This window comes from Microcoleus sp. D3_18_C4 (assembly GCF_036702355.1).
In the GTDB taxonomy this organism is placed as follows: Bacteria; Cyanobacteriota; Cyanobacteriia; order Cyanobacteriales; family Microcoleaceae; genus Microcoleus.
Genome location: NZ_JAUBTF010000027.1, coordinates 25,127 through 41,500, shown reverse-complemented (window position 1 = coordinate 41,500; position 16,374 = coordinate 25,127). Strand labels below are relative to the sequence as shown.

Sequence of the window (16,374 nt, the reverse complement as noted above, 5' to 3'; positions counted from 1 at the left end):
CATCTTTTTGCATCAGGACTTAGGCAACTGTCACCCGCGATGCCGCAAGGTGGCTATGCGATCGCATACGCATGAGCAAGCCTGATTTCAAATCTGTTAGAATCGGAATTATTATTCATATATCTCTTCTCTGCATCTGCGTGAATCTGCATTTATCCCTTGTCATCTGCGGTTCATAAATTCTCTTTTTTTTACCGCAGAGGAGGGCAGATTAACACAGATTAACGCAGATTAATTATATCCATTATGATTGCTATGTCCCTGATTGTTGAGTGTTGAGTGTTGGCGGGATTTTACAATCTCTAATGAGTAATGACTGCTGGCTGCTGTCGAAGCGGAATCTCGATCACAAACTCAGTACCCTTCCCTAATTCTGAATTGCATTTTAAAATGCCACCGTGTTTTTCTACTACAATTTGGTAACTAATTGACAGTCCCAATCCAGTACCTTTTCCCACTGCTTTAGTCGTGAAAAAAGGGTCAAATATGCGTTTTCTCATAGATTCCGAAATTCCCGTACCGTTATCAGAAATCCGAATCAGCGCGCTAGGAATAGTACCATTAAGTTGACCGACAGCAGTAGAGATTTTAATTTGAGGAACTACAGATTTACCAGCGAGCAACTTGTGCGATTCCAAAGCATCGATCGCATTTCCAATTACATTCATAAATACCTGATTCAACTGTCCCGCATAACACTCAACTCGATGCAAAATGCCGTATTCTTTCACTAGCACAATGTTGGCACTGTCCGCATTAGATTTCAGCCTGTGCTGTAAAATTAACAGCGTGCTGTCAATGCCCTCGTGAATATCAACCGCCTTCATTTGACTTTCGTCAAGACGGGAGAAATTCCTTAAAGACAAAACTATTTGACGGATGCGATCGGCTCCCACCTTCATTGAAGATAGCAATTTGGGCAAATCTTCTAGCAGAAATTCCAAGTCAATATCTTCACTCAATTTGTCTATTTCAGGACTATAAGCGGGATATTGCTGCTGGTAAAGTTCCAGCAAACTTAGTAAGCTAGCAGTATATTCACTAGCGTGATTGAGATTGCCGTAAATAAAATTAACCGGATTGTTAATCTCGTGAGCAATCCCGGCTACCAGTTGCCCCAAACCAGACATTTTTTCAGTTTGAATCAATTGAGCTTGAGTGTGCTGCAAATCCTTTAAACTTTGAGCGATTTGTTCTGCTTGGCGTCTGGTTTGAGCCAGCAAATCGGCTTGTTGGATAGCTACGCCTAATTGATTAGCAATCTGAGCTAAAAAGTTAACTTCTGAACTTTCCCAACAGCGGGGCGCAGAATGTTGATACGCTGTCAGCAAACCCCAAAGTTTTTGTCCTACAAAAATCGGCGCTATCGCATAAGCCTTCACCTGAAATTGCTCTAAAATACCGACCACACACTCCGAGTGGCAAACTTGATAGATATCGTCAATGGCTAGAGTTTCATTATTGGCATATCTGCCGCCTCGATTTTCCTGCAAATAAGTATCTTGCCAAACTGTACTGATACCTTCCCCTACCAATTTTATCCAGCCATCTTTCACACACTCGGCTACATAATAGCCACTCCAATCAGGATTAAATTGATAAACAGCTATTCTATCAACTTGCATAAACTGACAAACTTCTTGAGTAGCCGTCTTAAAAATTGCGTCGATATCGAGAGACTCCCGAATCTTGGCTACCACTTCAAACAGTATCCGCTGTTGCTCGGCTACCCACTGTAAATAAACTGACTGCTGCCGCGTTTTAGCCAACAAATCTGCTTGTTCTAATCCTACACTCAACTGAATTCCCACTTGCCTAGCAAACTGAATTTCCGAAGTGTTCCAATGGCGCAAACCGCTGCACTGGTGCACGCACAGCAAACCCCAAAGTTCGCTGCCATTCATCAGCGGCATAATCACCTGAGCTCTAATTTGAAATTGAGCTAAAAGAGCAGCATGGCACTCGGAAAGTCCAGCATTCTCGACATCTGGTAGCACTTGAATCTGTCCCTGACTGTATTTTTTCGCATAGTTTTCGCTAAAGAAATGATCGCGAACTTTTACATCCATTGCCGAAGAAAAACCAGGCAAAACATCTTCGGTAATAAATTCGCCTTCATTAAAGTTTAAACTAGGATCGAAGCGATAAATACCAACTCTATCGGCTTTTAATATCCGCCGCAATTCTGTAGTTGTAGTCCGAAAAATTGTATCTAAATCGAGAGATTGTCTAATCTTAGCAACTACCTCAAACAGTATTCGCTCCTGCTCTGCTGCCCGCTGCAAATCAACTGCTTGCTGCTGAGTTTGAGCGAGCAAATCTGCTTGTTCTAGGGCGATACTGAGCTGAGCGGAAATTTGGGTAGCAAACTTAATTTCGGAAGATTCCCAGTTGCGGGGAGCCGAACATTGGTGTACGCACAGCAACCCCCAAAGGTCGTTGCCTTTCATAATCGGTGCAACTAAAGTAGCTTTGACTTGAAATTGCTCCAATAGTTGCTCATAGCAATCTTGCAGTCCGGCCTGTCTGATGTCGGACATGGCGTGAACTCGCCCCTGAGAGTAAAGATTGGCGTAATTTTCTCCAAAGCAGCGATCGTGCACTTTGACTGCCATTGCTGACACAAAATCTGGCAAAACATCTTCGGCAACGAATTTGCCGTCGTTAAATTCCGACGCGGGTTCGAAGCAGTAAACCGCAACTCGATCGGCATTTAAAGCCCGTCGCACTTCCTCAGACATCGTGCTAAAAATCTTGTTCAAGTCGAGGGATTTCCGCATTTTTGCCACCACTTCAAACAGCACTCGCTGCTGTTGGGTCAACTGCTGTAGTTGAGCGGTGCGCTTTTGAACTTGATTTTCTAAATTTGTGTTAAGTTCCTCTATTTGTTGATCGAGTTGGTAGTGGTTAATAGCATTAGAAAAGTGGGTGCCAAAAATTTGCATCAATTCAATTTCTTCAGCCTTCCAGTCGCGAATTTGGGCAGTTTTTGACTCTTTCCACGCTTCAAAAGATATCCGAGATTGGGCAAGCCGCCCGTCGCTATCAAACTGTCTAGCCCAGAGAGTTTCGGTGTCAAATTCTTCTCGAAAAATGGTCAAGTAACCGAATATGTGCTGGCGGGTTCTGAGTGGTACGATTAAAATGCTGCGAATTTTGGTCGATCGAAATGCAGGTTGTAGGCTTCTCAAACTGCTAATTTGGTACAAGTCGGGAATTGCCCAAACCTGTTGCTCGCCGGATTTAAAATATTCGTGCCAGACGCTGTATTGCTCAACCTGCGGGTATTTTGCGGAAATTCCCATCTTCGGCCCTAAGCCGCAAGTGTAGACTGTGAGTTCGCCAGTGGAGTTATCCGAATAGGGAACTCGATTCGTAACCTTGCTGCTGTCGGAAATGAATGGCGTGGCGAAAATGCACAGCCTGCCGCCCGCGGCGTCTAATGCTGCTACCGATTCTACCAAAGCCGTTTGGAGTTCAATCGTCGGCTGGGAGTTAAGGGCAGCAGCCACGCGGTTGACGGCAGCTTCCCGTTGAGCTTTCGCCCTCGCTTGGGCGAGGAGGGTTGATTGGGCTATGGCGACGCCGAGCTGATCTGCCACCATCTGAACGCCTTCGAGTTCGTTTTCGGCCACACTCCGGGACTCGGAGTGGTGAGATACCAACAACCCCCACAATTCTTCGCCGTGAAAAATTGGTACTACTAAGCAAGCCTTGACGCCCAGTGCAGTCAAGTATTCAGCGTGGCAGGGGTCAACCGCACGAAAGCGCATTTGGTCGTCGGGCAGCCGTTGGCCGGAAACCGCCTCGCGGCGCGGACTTTGGCCTAGCTGACCGGAATCTATATCGACGATCGATCGCACCTGTAGTTGCGCGAACAGTTCGCGGGCGTGAGGGGGAATATCGTCTGCGGGAAAATGCAGACCCAATAGGGAGGGCAAGCGGTTGCCGTTAATTGATTCGGCAATCACTTCACCGCTACCGTCGCTATGAAATTTGTAGATTTTTACTCTGTCTGTTCCCAAGAAGGATTGAACTTCCGCTGCTGTTGCGTTCAGAATTTCGGGTAGTTCTAGAGAGCGGCGAATGCGGTTGGCGATGCGTTCGAGCAAATTTGCTCGATCGAACCTCACCTTGACATTTTCTATCTTTAATGAGTCCATTATTAATCTTTTGCTTTCTTAGCAATAACAGTAAGCGGCCCACAAGTTTTGTGCCTGTTAAAAAATTCGGCAAGCACAGCCATTTAATAAAATATAAATATCCTGATGGCGATCGTCGATTAGTTTTGCACCTGTAGCAATCTGCCTTAAAATTGAAAGTTTTCAGTGCAACTTTCAATTGTGTGGGATTAAAAGTTTTGTACTTTAAATATAAACTTTGTAGAGCCTGCCTTGCAAGCTCTTTACCCCAACGGATTAAAATTGTCAAGTTTCAAGACTTGCAGAGTCATTCACCGCAACCGATGGTCGCACTGAAATATCTCAGTCCTGGATGCAAAAGCTCGCTGAGGAAGGAGCTGACGGAAAGAAACAGCATAATTCAACAGGTTAACTCAGAAACCGGGTTTCTACCTCTAGGATTGTATCTGCTGCTAGGGGATCGGAGAACAGTCGATCGACAATCCGCAGCTTGTTCAGATATTATTAGATCAAAAAAAAGCTCCTGCCGTTAAGCAGGAGCCTTTTTCAACTAGACAATCCAATCAGAAATAAATTCGATCGATTAGTCTAAGTCTGGCATAGAAAGTACCGCTTCATTTTCGCGATCGATACCCTTCTCAAAGCCAGCGACAGCCGCGCGAGCGCGACCAGCGTGCCACAAGTGGCCGACCAAGAAGAAGAAACCCATCACAAAGTGGAAACAGGACAGCCAAGAACGAGGAGAAGTGAAGTTAAACGAGTTAACTTCAGTCGCCACACCGCCCACAGAGTTCAAAGAACCCAAAGGAGCGTGAGTCATGTACTCAGCCGCCCGGCGAGCTTGCCAAGGCTGAATGTCATTCTTGATTTTGTTCAAGTCCAAACCATTAGTACCGCGCAAGGGTTCCAACCAAGGGCCTTGGAAATCCCAGAAACGCATCGTTTCACCGCCGAAAATGATTTCGCCAGTAGGAGAGCGCATCAGGTATTTACCCAGACCGGTGGGGCCTTGTGCAGAACCGACGTTAGCACCCAAGCGTTGGTCGCGGATCAGGAAGGTCAAAGCTTGCGCTTGAGAAGCTTCCGGGCCCGTCGGGCCGTAGAATTCGCTGGGGTAAGCAGTGTTGTTGAACCAGACAAAGCAGCAAGCGATGAAGCCCATCAGGGACAAAGCACCCAAGCTGTAAGACAGGTAAGCTTCGCCAGACCAGATTAAGGCGCGGCGAGCCCAGCCGAAAGGCTTGGTCAAAATGTGCCAAACACCGCCAGCGATACAAATCAGGCCCAGCCAGATGTGACCGCCGATGATGTCTTCCATGTTGTTGACGCTGACAATCCAGCCTTCGCCACCAAAAGGAGAGCGAACCAAGTAGCCAAAAATCACAGCCGGGTTCAGAGTGGGGTTCGTGATAATACGCACGTCGCCGCCGCCCGGAGCCCAAGTGTCATAGACACCGCCGAAGAACATGGCCTTAGCTACTAGCAGCAGAGCGCCGCATCCCAACAGAATCAGGTGGTAGCCGATGATATTGGTCATCTGGTTCTTATCTTTCCAGTCGTAGCCGAAGAAAGAAGAGTATTCTTCGAGAACTTCCGGGCCGCGAACGGCGTGATAAATGCCGCCCAAACCGAGAACAGCAGATGAAATCAAGTGAAGAACGCCGACTACGAAGAACGGGAAGATATCCGTAACTTCACCGCCGGGGCCGACGCCCCAACCCAAAGTAGCGATGTGGGGCATCAAGATTAAGCCCTGTTCGTACATGGGCTTTTCTGGGATAAAGTGAGCGACTTCAAACAAAGTCATTGCACCGGCCCAGAACACGATCAAACCAGAGTGAGCGACGTGTGCGCCCAGCAGTTTGCCGGAGAGATTGATTAAACGAGCGTTGCCAGACCACCAAGCGAACCCGGAGGATTCTTGGTCGCGACCGCTTGCGTAGGAATTAGAGAGCGTTACCACCCGGTAGAACCTCCAACGATTTTAGATTTTGGATTTTGGGTTTTTTTGTTCCCTAGTAGGGCACGGGAGTACCGCGCCTGCGCCGGGGAATAAGGATTTGGATTTCCGATTAAGTTAAAAAAACTAAATTAATCTGAAATCCAAATCCTGATTTTTTTAAAGTGCGTTACCGCGAGGCAGAACTTCTTCAGGGAAGATGAAGTTTTCGTGGGGTTGGTCAGTAGGAGCCATCCAAGCACGAATGCCTTCGTTAAGCAGAATGTTCTTAGTGTAGAACGTTTCAAACTCAGGATCTTCAGCAGCGCGCAATTCTTGGGATACGAAGTCATAGGCGCGCAGGTTTAATGCTAAACCGACAATGCCAATGGAGCTCATCCACAAGCCTGTGACAGGTACGAACAGCATGAAGAAGTGCAACCAGCGCTTGTTGGAGAAGGCAATTCCGAAGATTTGCGACCAAAAGCGGTTAGCTGTCACCATCGAGTAGGTTTCTTCTGACTGAGTTGGGTTGAAGGCGCGGAAGGTGTTTGAGCCTTCGCCGTCTTCAAACAAGGTGTTTTCTACGGTTGCACCGTGGATAGCGCACAACAGCGCGCCGCCCAAGATGCCTGCAACGCCCATCATGTGGAAGGGGTTGAGCGTCCAGTTGTGGAAGCCTTGCAGGAATAGCAAAAAGCGGAAAATTGCTGCGACGCCGAAACTGGGGGCGAAGAACCAGCCTGATTGACCCAAGGGGTAAAGCAGGAACACCGAAACAAACACGGCGATGGGGCCGGTGAATGCTAGGGCGTTGTAGGGACGGATGCCGACTAAACGGGCGATTTCAATCTGACGCAGGCAAAAGCCGATCAGTGCGAAGGCGCCGTGGAGGGCGACAAATGTCCACAAACCGCCGAGTTGGAACCAGCGGGTGAAGTCCCACTGTGCTTCGGGGCCCCACAGGAACAGCAGGGAGTGTCCGAGGCTGTTGGCTGGGGTGGAGACTGCTACGGTGAGGAAGTTGGCTCCTTCGAGGTAGGAGCTTGCCAAACCGTGGGTGTACCAGGATGTGACGAAGGTGGTGCCTGTTAACCAGCCACCGATGGCTAGGTAGGCGCAGGGGAATAGCAGGATGCCAGACCAGCCTACGAAGACGAAGCGATCGCGTTTAAGCCAGTCGTCGAGGACATCAAATATGCCTCTTTCGGTCTGGGCGCGTCCGACTGCGATTGTCATTGGGGTAAAATCCTTTTGCTTGTTAAAAGACCAAGGTTTCTAATTAAAGTTAACATAACTATATATTAGAAGTTCATAATTTTTCAACATAATTAGCAGGAGTTGATACACAATGCCGATCGGTCGATCGCGATCTCGTCAGCGAAGCGTGACGCTCGGTGGGCTAATTGAATTAAGATTTGGCTTTAAGGCTGTTTAATTTTATGACTGCAAAAACAATGACCTCGATCGATCCTGTCCTGCGCTACCCGGTTTTGGGCTCCCGCCGCTTCAGCAATTACTGGTGGGCAACGGTGGTCAGCATTGGAGGGACTGGTTTCCTGCTGTCGGGCATTTCCAGCTACTTGCACGTTAACCTACTGCCTTTTGCTGACCCGACTCAGCTCATTTTCATCCCCCAAGGCATTGCGATGGGTTTCTACGGTGTCTGTGGCGTGCTTTTGGCGCTCTACTTGTGGCTGACTATTCTCTGGGATGTCGGTGGCGGTTACAACGAGTTCGATCGACAAACTGGTAACATTCGGATCTTTCGCTGGGGTTTTCCCGGCAAAAACCGCAAAGTTGATTTTAATTGCAAGACATCGGAGGTGCAATCTGTGCGGGTGGACATTAAAGAAGGTCTCAATCCCCGCCGCAGTATTTATCTTAAGCTCAAAGACCGCCGTCAGTTTCCCCTGACTAGAGTCGGACAGCCGATTGCTTTGTCGGAAGTGGAAAATCAAGCGGCCGAATTGGCTCGATTTTTGCAAGTTCCCCTAGAAGGACTTTAGGGATTTTCGATTTGCGGTTTTAGATTTTAGATTGGTAATGTCTCGTAGGGTGCGCCGAAGCGCACCTTACCTACCTGGTAAGTGAAAAAGATCGATCTGCGAGTAAGCCTGTTACCAATTTTTGAATCTATCAATTCACAATACTTCGGATAGTTTTTGATTGCCAACTGTAGAATAAGGGTTTCAAGGCGATTAGGCAAGTTCGCTATCCAAGGAAAATCGCGGGTTTCAGACTGCGAACTAAAAACACTCCGGACTATTGAATTAAAATCTTTAGTTGCAAAGTCCGTAATTGACTCAAAGTGAAATACAAATGCAAATGCAAATCAAAATTCAGCGGTGGTTATTCTCACTTTTAATAATTGGCGCGTTGTTTGTCGGAGGATGCGGTAGTTCCCCTGTGGCAAACTCGACTCCGACACCAAATCCGGCGTCGGGTGAAAATATTTCTTTGTCTCCGTCTCCGTCTCCTGCTGCTGTAGTGGCGAGTTCGCAATTTAGCAATTTGCCACGATTGGAAGGAAAAGCAACGGTGGTGATGACGGTTAAAGGTGCTCCAATTACGATCGAACTCGACGGCACAAATGCGCCAATTACTGCGGGCAATTTTGTCGATTTGGTTCAGAAAGGAGTCTACGACGGGCTGGTATTTCACCGAGTCGTGCGGGAACCTCAGCCTTTTGTAGTTCAGGGCGGCGACCCCCAGGGTAAAGACCCTAAATTCCCTACAGCGCGACTGGGAACTGGGGGTTTTATTGACCCAAAAACTTCTACCGAACGCAGGATTCCTCTGGAAATTAAAGTAAAAGGTGCTGCCAATCCGACTTACAGCCAAACGCTAGAAGAAGCTGGGGTTAAGGAGAAACCCGTGTTGATGCACACTCGCGGGGCTGTTGCTATGGCTCGATCGCAGAGTCCTGATTCGGCTTCTTCTCAGTTTTACTTTACTTTGACGGATGTACCGTTTTTGGACGGTAGCTATGCAGTTTTTGGGTACGTAAAGCAAGGCATGGATGTGATTGATAAGATTGAAGCGGGCGATCGCATTGATAAGGCTACCGTTACTCAGGGTTTGGAAAATTTTAAGGCTGTTAATTAGTAGTCAGTTGGCAGTTGGCAGTTGGCAGTTGGCAGTTGGCAGTTGGCAGTTGGCAGTTGGCAGTAGTCATTTGAGAAACAACTGCCTTCTACTTTCTACTTTGTGCCAAAAGCAAGCCTTTTACTTATGGATGTTGTTGTTACCGGAATTGGTCTTGTTTCGGCTTTAGGTACTCTGGATGATGGCTGGAAAAGATTGTTGTCCGGGAAGTCGGGAATTCGACACCATCAACCTTTTTTAGAAATAGAACCGCTACCTTTGGCTTTGGTTGGCACAAAACCTGCTGATTTAATAACTTTAATTCGGCAGGTTTTAGCAGATGCTTTGCAAGATGCTAATTTGACTTTGCCTTTGCCCGATTGCGGAATTGTGATCGGTTCTAGCCGCGGCTTCCAGGCAAATTTGGAACTGTTGGCAAGCGAAGGAAGTTCGGCAACGGATTGTGTAACGGATGTAACGGATGGAAGAAAGACGGAAGTTGAAAGAAGTCTGAGGGAATTCGGAAGAGGGAAGTCGCAAGAAGGAAGGGAATTCCCAATTACCGATTCCGACTTCCCAATCCCCAATTCCCAATTACCGATTACTAATTGTCAATTTGTGAATTTTTTGCCTCACATGGGGGCGATCGCAGCGGCGAGGGCAATTGGCTCAACGGGGCCGGTATTGGCGCCGATGGCGGCTTGTGCCACGGGTATTTGGTCGATCGCCCGTGCTGTTGATTTAATCCGCACTGGTGAGTGTCAGCGGGCGATCGCAGGTGCTGTGGAAGCGCCTATCACACCGCTGACTCTGGCTGGATTTAGCCGGATGGGTGCTTTGGCAAACACTGGGTGCTATCCCTTTGATGAAAATCGGGAAGGCTTTGTGCTCGGTGAAGGCGGGGCTTTATTTGTATTAGAATCGGCCGAGTTGGCAAGGCGTCGGGGTGCTAAAATTTACGGTCGAGTTTCCGGTTTTGGCTTGACAAATGATGCTTGTCATGCTAATGCGCCGGAGCTGGGGGGGGAAAGTGCGATCGCGGCGGTAAATCAATGTTTGAAACGCAGTAATTTAGCGGCGATTGATATAGATTTTATTCATGCTCACGGTACTGCAACTGAGTTAAATGACCGACACGAAGCACTGTTAATTGAGAAGTTATTTCACCCAGGAGTTGCTGTTAGTTCGACTAAGGGGGCGACGGGGCATACTTTGGGAGCTTCGGGAGCTTTAGGCGCTGCTTTTTGTTTGATGAGTATTAAATATCAGATGTTGCCGCCTTGCGTGGGAATGAAAAAACCGGGGTTTGAATTAGATTTTGTTCGCTGTGCGCGATGGGCGATTGTCAGAAATGCGGTTTGTTTAAGTTTTGGCTTTGGCGGGCAGAATGCTGCGATCGTTTTATCGGGCGATCGTTAATTTTTGTAAACTCGGTCGATCGGCGTTTAATTTACACGATCTCTCTACAGTTAAAATCTTCTGAGGTGGTCGGAGAACTCTCCCACTTCCAATTTAAATCTCAAAAATAGTACAATATTTATGTATTTTAGCTAATTAACTGAGAATTTTGGTGAGATTGCTGCTGCTGCTATGCTAGTCTGGCTCTGCATCCCGACGCTGATCCTTGCGTCAAAGCCGAGGAGACTAGAAAAGAGAGGCAGATTAAAGCAGTATTGTATTTTATTAACGCACCGATGGCGATCGGTGAAAATAGAAGAAAGAAACTGTTTAAATTAAGTCTCAGGTATTTTCACATGGATCTGGCATCTCATCGATTTATGTCTTATTTTGAACCAGAGCAAGCTGCTCACCTTTGCCAAATAGCTGTTTTGGAGAGTTTTGCTGAGGAAACGCTGGTTTTTGAAGAAGGAGAAATAGCCGATTTTTTCTATCTAGTTTTAGAAGGTAAAGTCGAGTTTAGCAAGCGGATTGAAAATCATAAATATCAAACGGTTGCTGTCGCTAAGCCAGACGATTATTTTGGCGAACTCGGAGTTTTAGACGGAGAGCCTCGCAGTGCTAGAGCTGTGGCAGTTGCAGGCTCGACTTTGGCGAAAATAGGCCGTGAAGAACTAATCACAACTCTCCAGTTTGCTAAAGGCAGTTCGGTACTGCAAATGTTTAGTTTCATTACTAAAAATTTACGGGAGACCACGGATCAATATGTGAGCCAGTTGGTACACAAACAAAAAATGGTATTGGTAGGAGAAATGGTGAGTACAATTATTCACGATTTCAAAAGTCCTTTTACCGGAATTAAACTCTCCAGTGAAATGCTCAAAGAAATGCACTCAGATGAGGAAACTCAGGAGTGGTGTGAACTTATTCAATTGCAGGTTCATCGAATGTTGGGGATGGCTGAAGAAGTATTAGAATTTTCGCGAGGCAATTCTGTATTCAATAAAAAACCAGTTAATTTAATTCAGACGTTGCAGCAGTTTGAAAAGTTGAACAGAGTTTATTGTGAAGCAGCAAAAGTAGATTTAGCAGTACGGGTGACAGAAGTAATAGTGGAAGCGGATGAAAATAAGATTTTGCGCGTTTTACAAAATTTAGTTGGGAATGCTGTTGAGGCTTTTGGCGGCAGAGGGGGTCGGGTGGAGATTGCGGTGACACAAAGTGAGGAGTGGGCAGAAATTAGCATTTACGATAACGGCCCAGGCATTCCGCCGACAATTAAGGAAAAGTTATTTGAACCGTTTGTGACTTATGGAAAGCGGACTGGTACTGGGTTGGGAACGGCGATTGTTAAGTCGATTGTTGAGGCTCACAAAGGGAAAATTACTTATGAGTCAGAGGACGGAAAAGGCACAACTTTTTACATCCGCTTGCCGAAAATCATGGCTTTAGGAGAGCAACATTAAGTAGGTTGGAAGATATATACTTAGGACTTTTTCACTAAGTGTCAGAGACTTAGTTGATGAGTAAATATCTTGTTGTAAAACAATATTTTCCTAATAAACCGGGTTTAAGAGCGTAAGTCCTAATACTGTGTAGCGACTGAGAGAATCAAGTATAATTGAATTAACAAACTGCTAAAAATTTGATGCCAGTTAATATTCAAACCTTACCCACAGAAGTTATCAACTTAATTGCCGCCGGCGAAGTGATTGACTCGATCGCCGCTGCGGTACGAGAATTAGTTGAAAATTCTCTGGATGCTGGCGCAACTCGCATCGTTGTTTCTGTCTGGCCCGAACAGTGGCGGCTGCAAGTTGCAGATAATGGTACGGGAATGGATCTGGAAAATTTGCGGCAGGCGGCTTCGCCTCACAGTACAAGCAAAATTACCACTGAAGCTGACCTTTACAAAATTGATACTTTGGGATTTCGTGGGGAAGCTTTGCACAGTTTAGCTCAGTTGGGCTGTTTGCAGGTTTTGAGCCGATCGAATGATTTGGGATTGGGGGATTTTTCGGAAAATCGAGATTCAGCGCAAACCCCCGCCAAATCTTCCTTTAACAAGGAGGGAGTTGAAAATGCTCGATCGGGCTGGCGGGTGGTTTACAATAACGCGGGCGTTGCTGTGGAGGTGGAAACAGCCGCGATCGCTCCTGGTACGGTGGTGACTGTTGATAATTTGTTTGGCAATTGGCCTGTGCGCCGCAGTTTTTTGTCGCCGGCACAGCAAATGCGATCGATCCAATTAACGCTTCAGCAAATTGCTATTTGTCACCCGCACGTTAATTGGCAGTTGCGTCAAGGAAATACGCCTTGTTTGCACGTAACTCCTGGTAGCACAGCGGAACAACTTTTACCTCAATTTGTGCGCGGTTTGCGATCGAGCGATTTGCAGTATTTAAAGTTAGATTTGTCGGCGAGTCCTCAAAATCAGAAAGCTGCAAATTTATTGCTAGAAACTCAACTTGTTGGCGCTACAGTGAAGCCTAATTACCAATTACCAGTTGCTACTTCCCAATTCCCAATTCCCAATTCCCAGTTTTTAGAATTAGTAATTGGTTTGCCCGATCGCTGTCACCGCAGGCGGCCGGATTGGGTGAAAGTTGGGGTAAATCGGCGAGTTGTGCGATCGCCCGAATTAGAGCAAACTATTCTCAGCGCCTTTGCCCGCACTTGTCCGCGAGATCGCTATCCCGTGTGTTTTGTCCACCTGCAAATCTCCCCTTCGGAAATCGACTGGAACCGCCACCCCGCTAAGGTTGAAATTTATCTGCATGATCCGAGTTTTTGGCAAGCACAAGTTAGCGCGGCAATTGCTCGTGCTTTGCATTTGAACGATGAAGTTTTGCCGCCTGCCCCAATTCCCGATCGAGTGGGAAAATTGCTGAAGGCATCGGAACAAAAAAGTGCTTACAGTGTCGGGATTTCGGCTAGGCAGAATGATGGCGGCGGTGAAGAGGAAAAAGCTAATAAAATAGGATTGATGGAATTGAGGGCGATCGCTCAAGTTCACAATACTTACATTGTTGCCGAACATTCCAGCGGAATGTGGTTAGTGGAACAACACATCGCTCACGAGCGCGTTTTATACGAGCAATTGTGCGCTGCTTGGCAGCTAAAAAATCTAGAAAAACCAGTAATTCTCAGTCAATTATCTGCACTGCAAATTGAGAATTTATCCCGCTTGGGTTTGGAAGTAGAAAGTTTTGGGGAACAGCTATGGGCCGCCCGCGAAGTTCCTGAATTGTTAGCCGATCGAGATGACCGTGCGGAGGCGCTTTTTGAACTCAGTAAAGTCGCCGATTTGCAAGCTGCTCAAGTTGCGACTGCTTGCCGTAGCGCTATGCGGAATGGTACTCCTTTGAGTCTTTCCCAAATGCAAAATTTGTTGGATGAATGGCAGCAAACTCGTAATCCGCGCACTTGTCCTCACGGCCGCCCTATCTATTTTGCTTTGGAAGAATCAACTCTGGCTCGGATTTTTCGCCGCAGTTGGGTGATTGGTAAAAGTCACGGGATTTGAAAGTTGATTTGACATCCGAGGGCGTTCACCTCAATCTGGCTCGATTTAAAAAAAATCGTGAAGCTTTATTAAAAATAGGGGCTGATTTAGATGAAAAAACTTAGAATATATTAAAATTTATATAATGCAGTGTTTTTAATATTTTTTGGGCAACAGGCAAGATGCCTGTTCCACAAGAAAAAATGCCTTTTTTACCATAAGCAAGGTTAATTATATTACAAAAAGCTGCAACAGACAAGATGCCTGTTCCACAAGAAAAATTACCTGTTTTACCATAAAAAAGGTTAATTATACTACCAAAAAATGCCGATTCACCCGAATAATCTTTGTTGTGGAACAGGCATCTTGCCTGTTCATGATATGGGTACAGAATGTAAATAAAAAATAAATCAATAATAAATATGGATTTTCCGATCGCCCGACAACTATTTTATCGAGAAATAAATCAGCCAGATGGCTCGATAGACCTGGCGAAAGCTGCCCTTTATATGGCTTTGGAAGAATACCCAAATTTAGAGCCAGAGGAGTATCTAAATGCTCTCGACTCGATCGCAGATGAAGTGCGCTCACGCCTGCCGACACAGAATTATCCGCTGCGGATTATTCAAACTATTAACGCCTATTTATACGGGGAGTTGCAGTTTGCGGGCAATGATGTTGATTATTACGACCCCCGCAATAGCTTTTTGAATGAAGTGATCGATCGGCGTACTGGTATTCCGATCTCTTTATCTTTGGTTTATTTGGAGGTTGCTAAGCGCATTGATTTTCCGATGGTGGGAATTGGGATGCCAGGACATTTTTTAATTAGACCGGATTTTGAAGATGCTGGCATTTTTGTTGATGCGTTTAACGGCGGCGAAATCTTGTTTCCTGAAGATTGTCAAGCCAGACTTTCTCAAATTTATGGTCAACCTATGGAGTTGCAGCCCACTTTTCTCGCCCCGGTAAGTCGCCGACATTTGTTGGGGCGAATGCTGGGAAATCTGAAGGCGATTTACTTGCAACAGCAAGATGCTGTGAGGGTACTCTTGGCGATCGAACGGATTTTGCTGCTGTTTCCCGATGCGCTGGGGGAACGGCGAGATCGCGGAATTCTCTATTATCAACTGGGACGCTTGGTGGAAGCGCGCCACGATTTGGAACTATACCTGAGAAATGCTCCGAATGCTCCTGATGCTGCTAGAATTCGCCAATTGGTCGATCGGCTCGATCGGGATTTTTGAACTTAAATTCCCTATATGTCGCACAGTACACTATAAGACATAAAAGTCGCACTCAATAAACTGCTGCCTGACGACCAAATTTCGCTTTTATAATTTTTGCCAATGTCTCTAAAATTGTCAAACGGCTAATCATAACATATTAATGGTCAATTAATACCTATCTTTTGATAGGTTAAATTTGCTTGACATGACTGTAAAATCATAGGTCATTTACCGAACTTCCGGGTCCACTTTCCCGGCTGATACCCGCACTGATACCCGCACTGATACCCGCACAGACGAGCGATCTAAAAAGTATTTTGACCTAAAGAGGCACAAACTCATGAACTTTCAGTTTCAACAACGGTATCTCCACGCAATGCAACCCCTGTCAGCCCATTTAACCAAAAGAATGTCAAAGTCTTTATCCTTAGGTTTGGCGTTTTTGCTGGGAACAAGTGCAGTATTCCTAAGCAGCGGCAAAGCCTTTGCATTAGATAATGTTACCGTAAAATACGGTGCTGTTGACGTAACATTACCGATGAGCGACTTGCAAAGCTTTGCACAAACAGGCCAAGCATCATCTCAACTGCAAAGCGTTCTGAGTCTTGCGAAACAAACTCCTGAGTCGATGCGCGAAATATTAACGCGAGAAGTGCCTTTAGATTCCCAATTAGTAGCGCGGCTAGCAAGCACTTATTTTGGGGAAATTGTTTTCAAACAATTGGGGGAGGTTGCTTATGCGCCGGCAACTCGGCTGCAAAGTGCGCCCGCACTGCGCGATGCTTTAGTCGCAGCTTCCAAAGATGGCAAAATATCGCTGATAGAAGTGATGCAAAATTACAGCCCTGCTGCTTTAGAAGTTGACGGCAATCAAGCGATGGTTATTTATGAACGAGTGATTAAAGATGTGCAAGATTTGCAAGCTTTGTATCAGAATTCCCCGGCTTTGCAAAATACGGCTAACCAAGCCGTGAATTCGGCGAGAGAAATGATTTGTCAGCCCAATCCCTCGGGAAGTGCGAAATAAATAACTGAAGTTGGAGGGAAGGGGGAATTGGGAATTGGGAATTGGGA

Annotated in this window: 10 protein-coding genes; 7 read left to right on the top strand and 3 right to left on the bottom strand. The window is 46.3% G+C overall.

All coding sequences use genetic code 11. From position 1 onward, the window contains the following. Nucleotides 1-302 precede the first annotated feature (302 nt). The 3 genes from QUA90_RS15225 to psbD form a co-directional block, all read right to left on the bottom strand. Nucleotides 303-4,163, bottom strand: a complete 3,861-nt coding sequence (locus tag QUA90_RS15225) for a GAF domain-containing protein (protein WP_333446337.1) — start codon at nt 4,161-4,163, stop codon at nt 303-305. Nucleotides 4,164-4,725: 562 nt separating this feature from the next. After that, nucleotides 4,726-6,105, bottom strand: coding sequence for a photosystem II reaction center protein CP43 (psbC, locus tag QUA90_RS15220; RefSeq protein WP_333048188.1), 1,380 nt, complete (start codon nt 6,103-6,105; stop codon nt 4,726-4,728). Between the two features lie 156 nt (nt 6,106-6,261). Then, the gene (gene psbD / locus QUA90_RS15215) at nt 6,262-7,320 is read right to left on the bottom strand and encodes a photosystem II D2 protein (photosystem q(a) protein) (protein ID WP_333055206.1); all 1,059 of its coding nucleotides are present in this window, start codon (nt 7,318-7,320) and stop codon (nt 6,262-6,264) included. 203 nt (nt 7,321-7,523) lie between these two features. On the opposite strand from psbD, the gene QUA90_RS15210 reads away from it, so the two are divergent. The 7 genes from QUA90_RS15210 (at nt 7,524) to QUA90_RS15180 (ending at nt 16,327) form a co-directional block, all read left to right on the top strand. Next, the gene (locus QUA90_RS15210) at nt 7,524-8,090 is read left to right on the top strand and encodes a photosystem I assembly protein Ycf4 (protein WP_333057558.1); all 567 of its coding nucleotides are present in this window, start codon (nt 7,524-7,526) and stop codon (nt 8,088-8,090) included. Nucleotides 8,091-8,403: 313 nt separating this feature from the next. Next, entirely contained in the window at nt 8,404-9,189 is a 786-nt protein-coding gene (locus QUA90_RS15205) for a peptidylprolyl isomerase (protein WP_333325447.1), read from the top strand. Nucleotides 9,190-9,315: 126 nt separating this feature from the next. Next, nucleotides 9,316-10,587, top strand: coding sequence for a beta-ketoacyl synthase N-terminal-like domain-containing protein (locus QUA90_RS15200; RefSeq protein ID WP_333446333.1), 1,272 nt, complete (start codon nt 9,316-9,318; stop codon nt 10,585-10,587). Nucleotides 10,588-10,922: 335 nt separating this feature from the next. Next, nucleotides 10,923-12,032, top strand: coding sequence for an ATP-binding protein (locus tag QUA90_RS15195; protein WP_333387874.1), 1,110 nt, complete (start codon nt 10,923-10,925; stop codon nt 12,030-12,032). Between the two features lie 182 nt (nt 12,033-12,214). Beyond that, nucleotides 12,215-14,092, top strand: a complete 1,878-nt coding sequence (mutL, locus tag QUA90_RS15190; protein WP_333446331.1) for a DNA mismatch repair endonuclease MutL — start codon at nt 12,215-12,217, stop codon at nt 14,090-14,092. A 401-nt stretch (nt 14,093-14,493) separates the two neighbouring features. Further along, nucleotides 14,494-15,318, top strand: coding sequence for a transglutaminase family protein (locus tag QUA90_RS15185; protein WP_333387868.1), 825 nt, complete (start codon nt 14,494-14,496; stop codon nt 15,316-15,318). Nucleotides 15,319-15,709: 391 nt separating this feature from the next. Beyond that, nucleotides 15,710-16,327, top strand: coding sequence for an alpha/beta hydrolase (locus QUA90_RS15180; RefSeq protein WP_333387865.1), 618 nt, complete (start codon nt 15,710-15,712; stop codon nt 16,325-16,327). Nucleotides 16,328-16,374 lie beyond the last annotated feature (47 nt).